General features: G+C 40.2%; 14 protein-coding genes, 4 tRNA genes and 1 pseudogene. 12 read left to right on the plus strand and 7 right to left on the minus strand.

The window, feature by feature from the left end:
* Window positions 1–224, minus strand: a pseudogene (locus BLV99_RS16865) (IS3 family transposase); the annotation flags it as partial.
* 120 nt (window positions 225–344) lie between these two features.
* Window positions 345–1517 carry an acyl-CoA dehydrogenase family protein gene (locus BLV99_RS16870; protein WP_086184229.1) on the minus strand — a complete coding sequence of 391 codons (1173 nt, stop codon included), beginning with the start codon at window positions 1515–1517 and terminating at the stop codon, window positions 345–347.
* A 187-nt stretch (window positions 1518–1704) separates the two neighbouring features.
* Between BLV99_RS16870 and BLV99_RS16875 the strand changes: the two genes are divergently transcribed.
* The 5 genes from BLV99_RS16875 (at window position 1705) to BLV99_RS18800 (ending at window position 7043) form a co-directional block, all read left to right on the plus strand.
* Window positions 1705–1962, plus strand: coding sequence for an FAD assembly factor SdhE (locus BLV99_RS16875; protein ID WP_086184228.1), 258 nt, complete (start codon window positions 1705–1707; stop codon window positions 1960–1962).
* Window positions 1955–2341 (plus strand): hypothetical protein, encoded by a 387-nt coding sequence (locus BLV99_RS16880; protein ID WP_086184227.1) that lies wholly within the window; start codon window positions 1955–1957, stop codon window positions 2339–2341. Before BLV99_RS16875 ends, BLV99_RS16880 begins: the two co-directional genes overlap by 8 nt.
* Before the next feature lie 517 nt (window positions 2342–2858).
* A complete protein-coding gene (locus tag BLV99_RS16890) occupies window positions 2859–3905 on the plus strand; it encodes a hypothetical protein (RefSeq protein WP_092692781.1) in 1047 nt (348 codons plus the stop codon).
* Window positions 3906–3998: 93 nt separating this feature from the next.
* A complete protein-coding gene (gene rrtA, locus BLV99_RS16895; RefSeq protein WP_092692784.1) occupies window positions 3999–4580 on the plus strand; it encodes a rhombosortase in 582 nt (193 codons plus the stop codon).
* A 1008-nt stretch (window positions 4581–5588) separates the two neighbouring features.
* Window positions 5589–7043: a TRAP transporter large permease subunit gene (locus tag BLV99_RS18800; protein WP_425283567.1), complete on the plus strand. Its 1455-nt coding sequence runs from the start codon at window positions 5589–5591 to the stop codon at window positions 7041–7043.
* A gap of 394 nt (window positions 7044–7437) precedes the next feature.
* Here BLV99_RS18800 and BLV99_RS16905 read toward each other — a convergent pair whose 3' ends face one another.
* The 5 genes from BLV99_RS16905 to rnr form a co-directional block, all read right to left on the minus strand.
* Window positions 7438–7875, minus strand: coding sequence for a hypothetical protein (locus BLV99_RS16905; RefSeq protein ID WP_092692788.1), 438 nt, complete (start codon window positions 7873–7875; stop codon window positions 7438–7440).
* A 10-nt stretch (window positions 7876–7885) separates the two neighbouring features.
* Complete coding sequence (locus BLV99_RS16910; RefSeq protein WP_171259197.1) at window positions 7886–8098, minus strand: YheV family putative zinc ribbon protein; 213 nt, start codon at window positions 8096–8098, stop codon at window positions 7886–7888.
* A gap of 41 nt (window positions 8099–8139) precedes the next feature.
* Complete coding sequence (locus BLV99_RS16915; RefSeq protein ID WP_171259195.1) at window positions 8140–10197, minus strand: M3 family metallopeptidase; 2058 nt, start codon at window positions 10195–10197, stop codon at window positions 8140–8142.
* A gap of 63 nt (window positions 10198–10260) precedes the next feature.
* Window positions 10261–10737 carry a hypothetical protein gene (locus BLV99_RS16920; protein WP_092692795.1) on the minus strand — a complete coding sequence of 159 codons (477 nt, stop codon included), beginning with the start codon at window positions 10735–10737 and terminating at the stop codon, window positions 10261–10263.
* Between the two features lie 200 nt (window positions 10738–10937).
* A complete protein-coding gene (gene rnr, locus BLV99_RS16925; RefSeq protein WP_205666509.1) occupies window positions 10938–13376 on the minus strand; it encodes a ribonuclease R in 2439 nt (812 codons plus the stop codon).
* A 264-nt stretch (window positions 13377–13640) separates the two neighbouring features.
* Between rnr and BLV99_RS16930 the strand changes: the two genes are divergently transcribed.
* The 7 genes from BLV99_RS16930 to BLV99_RS16960 all read left to right on the plus strand — a co-directional run.
* A tRNA-Ser gene (locus BLV99_RS16930) sits at window positions 13641–13732 on the plus strand.
* A 15-nt stretch (window positions 13733–13747) separates the two neighbouring features.
* Window positions 13748–13824 (plus strand) — tRNA-Arg (locus BLV99_RS16935).
* A 48-nt stretch (window positions 13825–13872) separates the two neighbouring features.
* A tRNA-Arg gene (locus BLV99_RS16940) sits at window positions 13873–13949 on the plus strand.
* A gap of 274 nt (window positions 13950–14223) precedes the next feature.
* A tRNA-Arg gene (locus BLV99_RS16945) sits at window positions 14224–14300 on the plus strand.
* 253 nt (window positions 14301–14553) lie between these two features.
* On the plus strand, window positions 14554–15051 hold the full coding sequence (locus BLV99_RS16950) for a YcxB family protein (RefSeq protein WP_086184218.1): 498 nt from the start codon (window positions 14554–14556) through the stop codon (window positions 15049–15051).
* 40 nt (window positions 15052–15091) lie between these two features.
* Window positions 15092–15730 carry a fumarylacetoacetate hydrolase family protein gene (locus BLV99_RS16955; RefSeq protein WP_092692797.1) on the plus strand — a complete coding sequence of 213 codons (639 nt, stop codon included), beginning with the start codon at window positions 15092–15094 and terminating at the stop codon, window positions 15728–15730.
* 122 nt (window positions 15731–15852) lie between these two features.
* A partial coding sequence (locus tag BLV99_RS16960) for a transposase (RefSeq protein WP_139243526.1) occupies window positions 15853–16103 on the plus strand: 251 nt, incomplete at its 3' end.

Below are 16103 nucleotides of genomic sequence, written 5' to 3' on the forward strand. Positions count from 1 at the left end.
GCATGTAGTTTTTTTAGATCGATGGGTGGTTCTGTTGGAGCTTTTGATTGATCGAAAGCTTGCGAGGAAGCTGAAATCAGTTGATTTTTCCAGTCGATAATTTGGTTTTGATGAACATCAAATTCAGCACTCAATTCAGCAAGTGTTTTTTCTGCTTTAATCGCAGCAAGTGCTACCTTAGCTTTAAAATCATTTGAATGATTTCTTCTTGGTCTACGTGCCATAAAATACTCCATATATTGATGTTTATAACATCATTTGGGGAGCAAAATATCACTTATAAGTGTTGTTCAAATTTCCTGATCCACCTCTAATGGTCCCATTTTAGGATCTACTGAGTCATTTTAGAGAGTGCGAGAAATCAGTTCTTTCATAATTTCATTGGTTCCTGCATAGATACGATTTGCACGGTTATCAATATAAGCACGGGCAATTGGATATTCCATCATATAGCCATAGCCGCCATGTAATTGCAGGCACTCATCGACCACTTTAGAGAACATTTCAGAAATTTTATATTTCGCAGCAGCGGCAGCATCAATGCCAAGTTTATCTTCTAACTGTAATTCCATACAGCGATCTAAATAGGCACGGCTAAAATCAATTTCGGTGCGCAATTCAGCCAATTTAAAACGGGTATTTTGAAAAGCGCTAATGGGTTTGCCAAAAGCTTTACGCTCCTTGGTATATTGCACCGTATGAGCGAAAGCAGCTTCAGCCCCTGCTTGACAGATGATGGCAACCAACATGCGTTCCCATGCCAATTCTTTCATCAGCATCATAAAGCCCATGCCTTCCATCCCGAGTAAATTTTCTTTCGGTACACGGACATTGTCAAAGAACAATTCACAGGTATCTTGTCCTTTCATGCCAATTTTATTGAGGGGTTTTCCTTTGCTAAAACCTACTCGATCTGCTTCAACAATAAGCAGCGATAAATTGGCTGAACCTTTGTCACTACTGCCCGTTTTACACACCACAATGACCATATCGCATAAATAGCCATTGGTAATGAAAATTTTAGAGCCATTAATGACATAGTCATCACCTTCTAACACAGCCGTGGTTCGAACCGCTTGTAAGTCTGAACCTGTACCTGGCTCGGTCATGGCGATCGCTGTTACAGTTTCACCTGATGCCATTTTTGGTAGCCAATAGTTTTTTTGTGCTTCATTGCCAAAGTTATTTAAATAGTTGGCGACAATGTCTGAATGTAAGGAAAAACCAGTGGATGAATCCATCGCATAAGCTTGTTCTTCAATCAAAATCATGCTGTAAAGTCGGTCAACGCCTGACCCACCATAGGTTTCAGGCATCGTTGCACAGAGTAATCCCATGGCACCGGCTTTATTCCATAAGTCACGATCAACATGTTGTTGTTGTTCATATTTTTCAGTGTTTGGAACTACTTCTTTTGCATAAAATTTGCGCACGCTTTCACGGAATGCTTCATGCTCTGCTGTGAATAAATGACGTGGCAACATATTGGCTATTGGTCGAATCGCACCTGACTGCATTTTTATTGTATCCATCTACAAGGTTATTGTTCTATAGAAAGTAGAAGATAGCGGCTGAGGTGGCAATGTGACGAATGCTCAAATATTTGGATAAGATGATGAATTTGGTCAATTGCAGTAAATGGCTCGAAACATAAGCTAATGATAGGGTAAACTAGCAAAAATTTGCACACCATTGGGGGAAATTATGAGTGAAGAAATGAGCTTGGAAGAGCGCAAAGTTATTTATCGTGCTCGTCGTGGTTTAAAAGAAATTGATGTTTATTTTGACCCATATGTAAAACAATATTATTTGCAGGCGGATACAGCAGAAAAAGAAACTTTTGCTGAATTGGTTGCACAAGAAGATCCTGATTTACTCGATTGGTTTATGGAAGTTTCGGAACCGCCACGCCCTGAAATGAAAGCACTGATTGTAAAATTGAAACATTACGTGCATGGCTAATCGGTCTTTTCAGCTGAGACGCAGCCGCTTAGCCTTTGTATTTCAGCTGATTATTTTTACCCTTTTAATTGTACTTTTACAGCAACTCTTGTCGTTATGGTTATGGGTACTTTGCATTTTATTGGCAGTCATTGCATATGCCTATGCTTTAAAAGTGCCACAACCGATTTATTTTGAGCATTTAGCTGCACGAGAATGGTCACTTTCAAGTACTCAGTCTAAGCAGGTTAAACGCGTTTCAGTGAGTCATATGATTGATCATCAGTTGTATATTGTGGTTTATTTTCAGCATTTCCGCGAAAAACCATTACTGATTTGGATAGATCAACTGCCACGACAACAGTGGAAAGCCTTAAAAAAATTGGCGAAATTGATTTAATTGTTAGACAATTTCACCTCTATATAAATACATTAAAATATTAATAATCAGATATATACGTATTAAATCACTGGCTATGTAAGACAGCTTTGATATAAAAATAGCCATTATTTCAATTGTTAGACAATTTCTTCCCTTAATTTTTGATGCTAACTGTACATTAAATAGACCAACAGCAAATGAGGAAATCATCATGGTGATTCCAACTTGGATGTTTCTGGTGATCGCAATTGTTTTGGCAATTGTTATTGGACGACTCGGAACAGTGCTGAAGGATCAGTTGATAAAACATGAAAGCCAATAGGCTTTTACCCCTTGATAAGTAGCATGTGCCGAACCGTCGCAATGCTACTTTTTTTTGCCTAATTTTTTTAATTTCATTGAATACAGTCAATTTTTTGTACTTCATTTCATGGCAAAGTATCAGATTAAATTAGAGTAAATACTCTTTTATTCAGATTTCGCATCTGATATGTTTAGTTATATGGACATAAACACAATTATAGAGGACAGGAAAATGTCGAAAGTCCAAAAAATATGCCAAGGTATGGCAATTATTACAGTTGCAAGTTCTTTATTATCAGGTTGTTCTCAAGTGGTTAAAACAGGGGCGAATGTCGCACTTGGCTTTAGTGAAAAGCATATTGTACCGCCTATTTTAGCCATGGATGATGCCGATATGGCGTGTAATTCAGGTAATGCTTTAACCCCAGCCATTATGGCAACCAAAGATATGGGCGCAGACCCAACACGTGTTGCGGTACTTTTATATGCTTCATCTGGAATTTGTGCAGAAAATCAGGCGCTTGAATCAGAACTGCGCTATTTACGTGCCTCTAAAGCAGGTCAAGTATCAGAAGCACAAGATGCCCGTATAGAACAAAAACGATGGGCGGCGATTGCTGCACAGCGTCAATATGCAGGTTATCAACTGTTTGAAAATCATTGGGAAGCGAAATATAACAAAAAACTGGGTGAGGGATGCCCAAAAATGAAAAGTGATTTGGATCAAACTGTTTACTTAATGGGGATGATTAGTGGTTTACAAGCCATGACCAATGATATTAATTCAGGTGGTGCAGTCAATGTTCCCAAAGATATTGCGGCAGTGGTTGAACGTGGTATGACCTGCTTAGACAATGCAAAATTCTGGGGTGCACCCAATGCTACGCGTGCGGTGATTTGGACTTTGTTACCGGGTGCTGGTGATGGTAAACCGGATCCTTACCAGACCTTAAAAGAGTCGGTTCAACTGGGTGAGCAAAAAGGGGTGCGTTTATCGCATGCTTTATATGCCGTGGCTGCTCAAGCCAGTGGTGATGATGCCAAAATTCGTGATGCACTAAAAAGCTTTGCTGCTTCGCGTTCAGAAGAAAAACCAGTCAATCCACAATTTAAACTCGTAGATAGCATGGCGAAGAATATGGTACAGGCCATTTCTGACCGTTATTGGACAGAACATACGGGCATTCGTACTGGTGATGATGGTATGCAACGTTTCTGGGATGAGAAAGACAATACCACAGAATTAGATGAATTATTTAGCGAAAAGGACGGTGCTTAATCCTAAGTTTGATTCAATAAAAATAGGGTTTTAAGGGACTAGAATGAATCGTTTAAATTTCGGATAGAAGCGTTTTAAGTAAGGGGCATGCCAATGAAAGACCCATTTCTGATGCGAAAAATTGTTTTTATTGCAATTGCGGTGTCATTTTCGGCATGCCTTCAAGTTTTTTCAGATGCATTTATTTACTGGAAAGCAGACTTGCTGCAACAGTTTTGGCGTTTATGGACAGCACATTGGGTTCATGTCGGATGGGTTCATTATTTGTTGAACATGCTGGCTTTTGCCTGTTTGCCCTTTATTTTCCCACGCGTGAAAGTGTGGCATTTTGTGGCTTTACTTTTGTTGCTACCCCTTTTGATTAGTCTTAGTTTTTATTATATTTTCCCCGATATTGAGGCTTATGCAGGTTTATCTGGGGTTTTGCATGGTGCATATGTCGCAGTTGCAAGTGTGCATTTATTCGATAAGAAAGAACGTAATTTCGCGGTATTGGTCTGGTTTCTTATTCTGGCTAAATTGATTTGGGAAAATACCATTGGCAGTGTTGGGACAGCGGAACTGATAGGCAGTCCCGTATTGGTTGAAGCACATTTACTGGGTGTTATTTGGGGAGTAATGATCGCAATCATTTATATTTTATGGTGTTATTTTTATAGATGGCAAACAGATTGACATTTAAAACATAAAAGAAAATGCATATTGTCATTTTTATTCCGACCAAATTGATGCAGATTTATACACAACAATAAATAGATTGGGTAGAGAAAGGATATTTTCTATTCAAAAAGGACATTGGCATTGCTGAACCAATTGTGATGACCAAAATAAAAAATAGGAATATACATGCAAAATGATGAAAACAATAGATCTGGATTGGGTCTATTACGTTATATCTGGGTTGAGTGGATCTCAACCTTTGTTATTCTGGCTTTATTGCTGCTGACGTTGATTATTGGCACGGGTGAGATGATTCATGGCCAGTTGTTACGTATGGGGGAGCGTTTATATGGCGACCCAGCAACCAGTATGCAATATTCATTTCTACGAGCAGAACCGACAGCGCCAGATTGTGACCGCAGTCCAAATATAGACGCGCAAGTACAACAGCAAATGAAAGCCAATGCCAATGATGAGTTTGCCGATATTTTTGGTACTACATCGGCTGCAGATGTTCGCGCTTCCGTGTTGGCAGCACAGCAGCAGTGTGAAGAAAAGTATCTATTTTATGATAAAGCCATTAAGCATATGCAGGCTCACCCAAGTCTGAGAATGTATCGCACGATTGAAACCTCATTCTTTGGTATTTTTAAATTCGGAAGTGAAAATCGGGCAATTTTATTGGTCTTGATGGTGGTCTTTGCCGCAATCAGTGCAACGCTAAAAACCCACCATATTGGTTTACGCAGTCCAGTAACCCGTATTGATTTTCGTGTTTATTCAATAGCTATGTTTGTTGCCAATGGTTTCTTGATGGCATCAAGTTGGAGTCAATATAATTCGATCAAAGATTCAGGTGTACCTGTTACAGGAGAAATGCATGCTATTTATTGGATGTGGATTGTTCTGTTTACTGTTTTGACCTGTATTAGTTTATTTCAACTGATTAAACCACCAAGACCTTCTAGTGATGAAGGGGGCAGTGTTGGTTTGGCTTTCCTAAGTGTTCCGTTGTATGCCTATATGGCCATCATTACTGGTATTGCATTTACTTTCTTCATGGATTATCCAATGGGGCAAGGGATTTACTTGGGACAATTGGTTGAATTTTCTAGTATTTTTCTAAACTTGGCCTTGTTTGTCTGGGCAGGTATGTTGCTTAAGCAAACACGAATTGTCGATTTATTTTTGAATATTTTGCGTCCGTGGAATCTTGCACCTGAAACATTAACGTGGTTGATTTTGATTGCTGCGGCTTTACCGACAGCTTATACCGGTGCATCAGGTATTTTTGTAATTGCAGCAGGTGCAATTATTTATAAGGAAGTTTGGAATGCCGGGGGGCGTCGTCAGTTTGCCTTGGCAGCAACAGCAATGTCGGGTTCAATGGGGGTCGTATTACGTCCATGTTTATTAATTGTGGTGGTTGCTTCATTAAATAAAGAGGTTACAACCGATGTACTCTATCATTATGGTGTGTATGTATTCTTATTGACATCAACATTATTTTTGATTGTTTCTTTGTACTTTGCTGAGCAAAAATTCAGAATTGCATCACCTGCATTTGCTGCACCGAAATCATTACGAGCAATTTTACCGGTTTTGCCTTATATCAGTATTTTTATACTGATCTGGTTGTTTTATAAATATTTACTTTCAACAGATATGAATGAGTTTACTGCACCGGTGATGATGCCCGTGATTTTGTTGGTTATGGTGTTATTTGATAAATTACGTCATGAGCCTGCGCCGATTGCTCCAGTTGGACATTGGGATGAAACGCTGAACAATACACCCGTGGAGCAGCAGTATGCATACTCTCAAGCATCAGCAATGACAGCAGTATCTGCAATGGATGCAGCGCCAACCATGACCACAACATCTGTCATGGTTAAAGAGTCCGTAATCACTAAGCCATCCACACCTGATCAGGATGAGCCACGTCAAGTCGGTTTCTTTAAAGCCTTGCATATCTCGACCAGTGAAACAGTCGGGCATATTGGTGCATTAATCATTTTAATGGCATTGTCTGTGAGTGTGGGGGGATTCCTTGAACGCATTGAAATTATGGAGTTCTTCCCGACGGACATTAGCAGTATTTTTATCGTGATTACACTCATTGTTGCCTTGATGATTTTTGTCGGCATGATTATGGATCCATTTGGTGCCGTAATTTTAATTTCGGCAACTGTCGCACCTGTAGCCTACCAATATGGCATTGATCCTATACATTTTTGGATGATTACTTTAATTGGTTTCGAGTTGGGCTATGTAACGCCACCAGTTGCACTGAATCATCTCTTGGCAAGACAGTCTGTTGGTGATGCAGAAGTAGCCGAAGCAGATGCTGAGGTGAGAGATCAGCCATTCTTCTACCGTTTTGAACGTTGGATTTTGCCAGTAATTGTGATGTTCCCTGCAATGTTGATTATTGCTTATGTTCCTTACATTTTTAAATTATTTGGCTGGTATCACTAAATTTTAACAGTAAAAGAAAAAGCACCTTCGGGTGCTTTTTTGATTTCATGGCGTATGAATGGCTATGCTCAATATTCTTGTATTAATAAAAGACACCACCGCATAGTGGCGATGAGAAAGCATTTAAATCCGATCAAATGGTCGTGATTGAATATTGTGCTCAGAACATACAGCTTAAATATTAGAAAAAAGAAGGGTTATAGAATTTGTAAGGCTAATTTATTTTGCGGGTGCAAGTTTATAAACACATGCATAAGGATCAACTTTATTACAGCATACATATTATGATGTTAACAAAGTCCTATGCTATTTTTGATGCTTCATTCATACATCAGCTGATCGGTATATTTAGATCGGCTGATCAATCTGGGGGGAGAAAAGATCAAGCCATGCTTCAATTTGAATTTGATTTTTTCAGCTGAGCTTCAAGTAATTTAATTTGTTCTTCTTTGAGTGCAATTAAGTCATCAGCATCGGTATGTTGTGTTTTTAGCATGACTTCTTGATCATTCAATTGAGTTTGAATATCGTCAAGTTTAGCCACTTCTTCTTTGAGCAAGGATTCATTTTCTGGAACAGGTGCTTTTAGAATTTTTTCATCGACCAATTGAATGGTTTTTTCATCGATTACAGACTCTGCTTCAGTTGGTTTTACTTCAGCAGAAGTAGCTGGTTTTGCTGGCGTTTGTAAGCTGATTGCCTCATGTTCAGGAATTGCTTCGTTCGAGGTTGAAAAAAACCATTGATAGGCCAAAAAAAGCACAATGATTGCAACTAAGCCCCCAATAATGCCCAATAAAAGTGTTGGGCTATTTCTTTGATCTAACGCCATTTATGAACCTTTATGATTTTGGTTGACGAGGTTTGAATTGAATGACACCGATTTCATCTGCAACTTCTGGCATTTGTGGTTCATCGACATGGGTCGGTCGATTTTCACTATAATCACACTCGATACATTCAATCCATTCATCGTCACCAGAGCTAAGCATGACTATTCGATCTAACGCTTCACATTTGGGACATTTAGCACCTGCGATGAAACGACGTTTAATAGTCATCTGACTTACCTTTTGATCAATTTAAGGCGCTTAGTTTAAGTGTTTTTAGAGGCATTCGTCCAACCTTGATGGCGTAATAAAGCATCTATTTTTGGCTCACGTCCACGGAAATTGATAAACGCATCAAGTGCTGTATCTTTTCCGCCAACTGCTAGAATAAATTGACGGAACTCTTTTCCAGTCTGTGTATTAAAAATGCCTTCTTTTTCAAAACGGTCAAAGGCATCACTGGCTAAAACCTCCGCCCATTTATACGAGTAATAACCTGCGGCATAACCACTGGCAAAAATATGGCTAAAACTATGCTGAAAACGGTTATAGCTTGCTGTAGGTGCAACGGCATATTTTTGACGAATATCATCTAATATGGTTTGGACTTGTGCGGCATTTAAAGCTGGATTGTGCTTGTGAATAGATAAATCAAATAAGGCAAATTCAATTTGACGGAGTGTTTGCATACCGGATTGGAAGAAACGTGCATCTAGCAAAGCTTTCAGTAAATTTTGCGGTAAGTGTTGTTTGGTTTCGATATGTTCACTAAGTAAATCTAGACTTTCATGATCCCACGTCCAAAACTCCATAAATTGACTTGGTAGCTCCACGGCATCCCAGTCGACACCGTGAGTACCCGCCACCGCAATGTGATCTACTTCGGTCAACATATGATGCAAGCCATGACCAAATTCATGGAATAAGGTGTTTACTTCATCGTGAGTGAGCAGTGCAGGTTGATCACCTACCGCAGGCGTAAAGTTGCAGACCATATAGCAAATCGGTTTTTGTATGCCATATTCAGTTTGCATACGTGAACGGAAGCCACTCATCCATGCGCCACCACGTTTGCCACTACGTGCATACAGGTCAAAGTAAAAACCACCGACCACCATGCCTTGATCTTCTAGTTCAAAGTAATGTGCATCGGGATGCCAAACTGGGGCTTCACGCTGCACGATAGTGATCCCGTATAAACGATTTACAATACTGAATAAGCCTTGCAGAATTTTTGGTGCAGGGAAGTAGGGTTTTAATGATTCTTGGGATAAATTAAATTGTTGAACCTTAAGCTTTTCGGAATAGTAACCTGTATCCCACGGTTGTAAATCCAGAATAGCATCTTGTTGTGCAATGGCTTTAAGTTCGGCAATTTCTCTTTCCGCAGGCGCACGGGCATGTTCTGCGAGTTCAACCAAAAATTGCTCGACGGTTGCGACATCGGGTGCCATTTTGCTGGCCAGTGATAGCTCGGCATAATTGTTGAAACCGAGTAGCTGTGCCATTTCCTGACGTAGGCTTAGGATTTCTTCCATGATTTCGGTGTTGTCAAATTCAGTCTGTTCAGATTGATCTGATGCACGTGTGGTGTAGGCTTTATACAGTTCTTCACGCAAGGCACGGTCAGCTGCATAGGTCATAATGGCAAGATAAGAGGGAATATCTAAAGTGGCTACGGCTTGTTCAAGTTCACGTTGCTGACCATATTGTTTAAGTAGATCGATGCTGCTTGGTGGTAAACCCTTGAGTTGTTCTTCATTCAGCGGTTTGAAGTAGGCTTGCGTGGCATCAAGGACATGGTTGGAGAAATCAGAAGAAAGCTGTGACAAACGTGCAGAAATTTCTGCAAAACGTTTTTTCGCTTCACCCTCTAAAGCAACGCCTGATAGTTTGAAGTCGCGCAGTGCCAGCTTAATTGCACTTTGCTGTGCAGTAGGCAGGCTATTAAACAGTGCAGCATCATGCACCTGTTGGTAGCTTTGATACAACGCCGTGTGTTGACCAAGCGTTGTATAGTATTCGCTTAGACTGGGTAACAGTGACTGATAGAGTTCGCGGGTTTCAGCATTGTTCATCACTGCATTGAGGTGTGAAAGTATCCCCCAAGCTTCACTCATATTATTTTCGAGCGTATCTACTTGTTTGAGTACTACAAGTTGTGCTTGAGTGCTTTCAGGGACTTCGGTCAAATCTGTTAAAAAGTTTTGTCCTTGCTGAATGGCTTGTTCAATCTGTTGTTTTAAATCGGCAAGTTGAATTTGATCAAATTGTGGAACCGGCAAAGTCGCCTTTTCTAAAGTCATTTCTATACGCCATTTCATTGATAAACTTAGTAGTAGATGTAGGGCTTGTGAGCAGGGAAATCAAGTTAAGATTCGGATTTATTATGTTTTGTTTGTGGTTTTTGAGTTTAATTGAACATGATCGATTGATTTAACAATCGTCCCCATTGAGCTTTGTATAACTGTGAGATGTAACATGATTTGCTGATTTTGATATTGTTGAACTTCTTTTTGGTCGATGTTGAAAATGGGTAAGTATCTATATGATGTCCGGAAAAAATAACGGGTATCACCTTTAAAAGAACTTTTTGTCACTTGAGCCTGCTGAACGACGATCTGATTTTCACCGAACATGGCGGTATAGGTCATCGGGATAATGCGAGAAAGATTCAGCCAAAAGATAAGGATAAAATTTGCTGGAAGAATCAGTAAGCAGTAGAGTTTTGGTCTTTTACGGAAATTTTTCCAATGATGCGGAATAAACCATTGTTGTTTTTTATTTAAATAGATGAAATAGACCAATATGACTATATAAAGTAATACTGAGATTGATAAGGTACAAATTTCGATGATTTTCATTGGCGAAAAATTACTGAATAATAGAGTAGTCGTTCCACTTATCATTAAAATAAGCATGATCAGTATTAGATAATTATGATAGTGATATTTCGTGATTTGAATCGTTGGCATACATTATTAGTTGGCATACATTATTATATTTTTTAGATTTTATTGATTATAAAATAAAAGAGAGCCGAAGCTCTCTTTTTCTTTCAGAATTAATCCTGCTTTATTTTAGCATTGGATTTTTTCTTTTTTGGCTTGGATTTTTTCTTCACTTTGTCTTTATCTTTGGCTTTTACATCAGATTTTGCCGAAGGCTTTTTATCTGACTTTTTCGCAACAGATGCTGATTTAGTTTTTGGCTTTTTCTTACGAATCGGCTGTTCGCCATCTTCACTCACTACGGCTTTAGCACGTGGAGTAAAAACTTCTTCTTTAGATTCACGTGCTGGTTTTGCCGCAACACGAGGAGCACGGCTGCGAATCGCACGACCTGCATGGGTCATTTGTTGCAACAATTCAAAGTCAATCTTACGATCATCGAGGTTGACTGCTGCGACTTTAATTTTGACTTCATCGCCCAAACTAAAGCTTTGACCACGACCACGCCCAACGAGGCTTTGACTGGCTTGATCATAAACAAAGAAGTCATCGCCTAATTGGCTGACGTGAATCATGCCATCGACATAGAGGTCTTTGAGTGTCACGAACAAACCAAATTCAGCCACGGCACTAATGATACCAATGAACTCTTCACCTAAATGCTGCTGCATATAGTGACATTTTAACCATGTCGTTACAGAGCGAGAAGCTTCATCGGCACGACGTTCAGTCTGCGAGAAATGCTCGCCAGCATCATCTAAAGCAGCTCCTGACAGTGGAGATGGCTTTTGTTTTAAATGCGCTTTGATGGCACGGTGCAATAACAAGTCTGGGTAACGACGAATGGGTGAAGTGAAGTGGGTATAAGCATCATAGGCCAAACCAAAATGCCCAGCGTTGTTCGCGCCGTAGTAGGCTTGCATCATCGAACGTAATAACACAGCATGAATACTTGGCGCATCAATTCGCTCTTTGGTCGCTTCAATGACAGCTTGATAATCTTTTTGTGTTGGCTGTTCAGGGAAGGGTAAACCCAACAACTTCACATACTCACGAACTTTCTGGATGCGTGAAAATTCAGGTGGCTCATGCACACGATATAACATTGGAATGTCATTTTCTAAGGCATATTCTGCTGCTGCAACATTGGCCAACAACATACATTCTTCAATCAGCTTATGCGCTTCATTGCGTGAACGTGGCAAAATTTCTTTAATGCCGCCAAGCTCATCAAAGGTCATATAGGTTTCGACGGTTTCAAATTCCATCGCATGACGCTGCGCACGTAAACCTTTGAGCACTTGATAAAGCTGGAACAAGGTATTAATGGATTTACGCACATCACGATCTTCAGGAATCGCGGCACTGTCACCATCAAAATATTGTGCAACTTGCGTATAAGTTAAACGTGCTTTGGAATGCATGACAGAAGGATAGAATTTAAATCCAGTCACTTTACCTGCACGAGATAAATTTAGATCACACACCATACAGAGGCGATCGACATGTGGATTGAGTGAACATAATCCGTTAGACAGCGCTTCAGGCAACATGGGTAAAACAAAGTGTGGGAAATAGACTGAGGTTCCACGTTCTCTTGCTTCATTATCAAGCGGTTTGTCAGGACGCACATAATGACTCACGTCAGCAATAGCAACCACGACACGATAACCACCGCCTGGACGTTTTTCTGCATAAACAGCATCGTCAAAGTCACGTGCATCTTCACCATCAATGGTGACCAGTGCTAAATCACGTAAATCGATGCGACCTTCACGGTCTTGCGCATTGGGTTCTTTAAACTGTTCTGCATCACGAATAACTTCTTCTGGAAATTCATATGGCAAACCAAATTCTAAAATGGTTTGCGGAATAATAATTTCAGTGTCAGCTTTGTCTGCCATAGATTGCACGATATGCCCTGTCGGCAATTCTTCACGCGTTGGGTAGTCATCAATCGCGACTCGAACAGAATCACCGACTTTAACCTGAGCATGTTCAATCAGTTCTTTTTCTAAGGTAATGGGTTGGTGAGCATTTGGATTTGCAGGCTGAATAAAGTATTCGCCATCGTATACAGCGACTTTACCAATAATCTGTTTGACACGATGTTGTACGACTTCAGTAATAAACCCCCAAGGTTTACCTTTGCGGTCTACAGAGGTTTGACGCACTTTTACGCGGTCACCATTAAAGACCAAACGCAGTTCACGTTCAGGCAATACAATATCATCATGATCGGCAATGTTGACTGAGCCTAAACCTTTTGAGTTGATATAGACCGTGCCTTCATGCGTCGGTTGGTTGGTTGCAAGTTGGAATTTAAATCCATCTTTCATCAACTGACCATCGCGTACCATTGCACTTAAACGGTGACTGAGTGCTTCGATGCTTCGTTCGTCTGCAATATTGAAGTGTTCCACCAAATCTGAATGAGACTGTGGTGCTTGTAATTTTTCAATCGTTTCTGAAATTAGAATACGGCTTGGAATAGGATTGTCATAACGCTCAGCTTCAGCTTTAGCTTCAGGATCGACCCAATTTTTCATAATGTCTTTGGCTTCATGTCAGAAGATAGGATTAGCATAAGTCATGCCGCGTGATACTGCACGTAAATGATTGCAATATTGTGTTTTTAGGTCAGATTTTACCGTGCTACCAAATATTTCACACGTACCACAGCTAAAAAATTGGGTAAAAGGGCAGTAAAAAGGGCTAAATTGTTCAAAAAATAGATGATTGATTAAAAAAACAAGAATTTTTTGAAATGTGACTTGAAGAAGTAGAGTTTAGTTTGTATTATGGCGGCTCGTTACGGTGAGGTGGCCGAGTGGCTGAAGGTACTCCCCTGCTAAGGGAGCGTGGGTCTTAAAGCCCACCGAGGGTTCGAATCCCTCCCTCACCGCCACGAATAACTTGAAATGCGCTCATAGCTCAGCTGGATAGAGCACTTGGCTACGAACTAAGGGGTCGGGAGTTCGAATCTCTCTGAGCGCACCAATCAAGTTAAACGTAAACGTAACGAATGCTGAAAAGCAACTCAAGTACGCGCTCATAGCTCAGCTGGATAGAGCACTTGGCTACGAACTAAGGGGTCGGGAGTTCGAATCTCTCTGAGCGCACCAACTTGAACACATCGAGAGATATAAAATTGGAAGAAACCGCACCTGTTGCGGTTTTTTTGTGTCTGAAATTTAGTGCTTCTTTCTACAAAGTTTAAACTGAGTAGCTGACATTAATCAGCGGATGTTGCGTTTAACAAATACTGAATAAGGTTTTTGTTTAAAAAATAGCTGAAAAATTGAATTTCGCCCAATAACTGTTCACTTGGTTCGCTATTTGTTAAAAAGCACTTAACAGATCAATGAAAATGCGTATAATGCAGCACATCAAGACGTCGCGCTCATAGCTCAGCTGGATAGAGCACTTGGCTACGAACTAAGGGGTCGGGAGTTCGAATCTCTCTGAGCGCACCAACTTGATCAAGACTGAAAAACCGCACATGTTGCGGTTTTTTTGTGTCTGTTAGATGGCTTAGCATTCAATTTAAGCTATCTCAAGATTTATGCTTTTTAATCAGAATCATCTTCTCGCTATGTTCTCCAATATCTGATGATTCATTCCAAAGTGTGTCTACCACTGCCTTGAAAACTTTGCGTCCAGTATGAAGAAAGTGACAAATCTGGTGTAATATCTAGCGCAATTGTTGTAACAATTTGATGATGAATTATGTCTGAAACCCAGCCTGCTGTATCGGTACGTTATTTTTTAAACCTAGAAGAATCACAAGATGGTTTTGCCCTTGCAACCTTTGGTAAAAAGCAAATTACACGTTTTATTACCCCATTGGTAAGTATTGGGGTCATTGTTTGGGGCTTTATGCTCGGTTTTACTGGGGTTGGACGTTACTATGTTGCGCTTGGGATCTTCTTTCTGGTGATGCAACTGGTGATGCGTTACTGGTTTTTACCCATGATGTTTAAACGTCAATTTGTGAAATATCAGTTTGGTAAAAGTGAACAGGGCATCGAATTATTTCAGGATCATGCGGAAATTTATGCCAATGGCCGCAAGCAGGTTTTCAACTACAATGAAGTGCAAAACTTTGCCATAGGCAAGTTGACCTATATGATTGAACTGAAAAATCGTACGGTGGTGATTGTGCCTAAGCGTGCTTTTGAACAGTCTGCGGATCAGAGCGTATTTGAAAATACCTTTAAAAAGTAAAGTTTAAAACAATGTCATAGATAAATAAAAAGGGAAGCTTATGAGTACACGTCCATCTAAAATTGTCTGTGTCGGTCGTAGCTATGCAGACCATGCCGAAGAACTAGGCAATGCTATTCCTGATTATCCAGTGCTGTTTATGAAGCCACCGAGTAGCCTATTAAGTTTAGAGAAAGGGATTAGTTGGAATCTTGCATGGGGCAATTGCCATCATGAGTGTGAATTGACGTTACGGATTGATAAAACCTTAACGGCAGAAACGGATCCAGTCAAAGCTTTAGCAGCAGTGGGTGCGGTTACTTTGGGGTTGGACTTAACTTTACGTGATTTACAAGATGACTTGAAAAAGAAAGGTCAGCCTTGGGAACGGGCCAAAGCTTTTGATGGTTCCTGTGTATTGGCGGATTGGGTGGATGTTACTGAAGTTAAAGACTGGAAGAATGTACATTATACTTTGCATGTCAATGATGAGCTGCGTCAGATAGGCGATACGGCATTGCTGATTTTTGATATCGCCACTTTGCTTGCTGATATTAGTAAAGTCTTTACCCTAGAGCCAGGTGATGTGGTGATGACAGGGACACCAGCAGGTGTGGCTGCGTTAAAGGCGGGTGATCAGCTGAGTATGACTTTACAAGGACAAACCCAAGATTTTGTTTGGAAAACGTTTGTAAAATAGTTTTTAAATTAAACCGAACAAAAAATGAAAAATAGGCTCGATTGTAGAATTGGGCCTATTTTTTATCTAGGGCGTGTCATCAATTAGGTTGATAAAATCTGACGCGTCCTTATTATTCTCTTATGACTAAACGCTATGCATTAAGAGACGATCAATGGGAACAGATTAAAGATCTGTTACCTGGACGAACAGGTACGGTTGGTGTAACCGCCAAAGATAACCGATTATTTGTTGAAGCAATACTATATCGTTACCGCTCAGGTATCCCGTGGCGAGACTTGCCTGAACGCTTTGGTGATTTTAGAGTCGTGCATACTCGCTTTAGCCGCTGGGCTAAAACAGGCGTGTGGCAGAGAGTTTTTGAAGTGCTGTC

Source organism: Acinetobacter kyonggiensis (assembly GCF_900107285.1).
Lineage (GTDB): Bacteria > Pseudomonadota > Gammaproteobacteria > Pseudomonadales > Moraxellaceae > Acinetobacter > Acinetobacter kyonggiensis.

What these genes read in the sequence shown, in the direction of transcription:
- BLV99_RS16870 (WP_086184229.1), bottom strand. Translation starts at nt 1,517, where the DNA reads ATGCAGTCAGGTGCGATTCGACCAATAGCCAATATGTTGCCACGTCAT.
- BLV99_RS16905 (WP_092692788.1), bottom strand. Translation starts at nt 7,875, where the DNA reads ATGGCGTTAGATCAAAGAAATAGCCCAACACTTTTATTGGGCATTATT.
- BLV99_RS16915 (WP_171259195.1), bottom strand. Translation starts at nt 10,197, where the DNA reads ATGAAATGGCGTATAGAAATGACTTTAGAAAAGGCGACTTTGCCGGTT.
- rrtA (WP_092692784.1), top strand. Translation starts at nt 3,999, where the DNA reads ATGAAAGACCCATTTCTGATGCGAAAAATTGTTTTTATTGCAATTGCG.
- BLV99_RS16875 (WP_086184228.1), top strand. Translation starts at nt 1,705, where the DNA reads ATGAGTGAAGAAATGAGCTTGGAAGAGCGCAAAGTTATTTATCGTGCT.
- BLV99_RS16890 (WP_092692781.1), top strand. Translation starts at nt 2,859, where the DNA reads ATGTCGAAAGTCCAAAAAATATGCCAAGGTATGGCAATTATTACAGTT.
- BLV99_RS16955 (WP_092692797.1), top strand. Translation starts at nt 15,092, where the DNA reads ATGAGTACACGTCCATCTAAAATTGTCTGTGTCGGTCGTAGCTATGCA.
- BLV99_RS16950 (WP_086184218.1), top strand. Translation starts at nt 14,554, where the DNA reads ATGTCTGAAACCCAGCCTGCTGTATCGGTACGTTATTTTTTAAACCTA.
- BLV99_RS16920 (WP_092692795.1), bottom strand. Translation starts at nt 10,737, where the DNA reads ATGAAAATCATCGAAATTTGTACCTTATCAATCTCAGTATTACTTTAT.
- BLV99_RS18800 (WP_425283567.1), top strand. Translation starts at nt 5,589, where the DNA reads ATGGCCATCATTACTGGTATTGCATTTACTTTCTTCATGGATTATCCA.
- BLV99_RS16880 (WP_086184227.1), top strand. Translation starts at nt 1,955, where the DNA reads ATGGCTAATCGGTCTTTTCAGCTGAGACGCAGCCGCTTAGCCTTTGTA.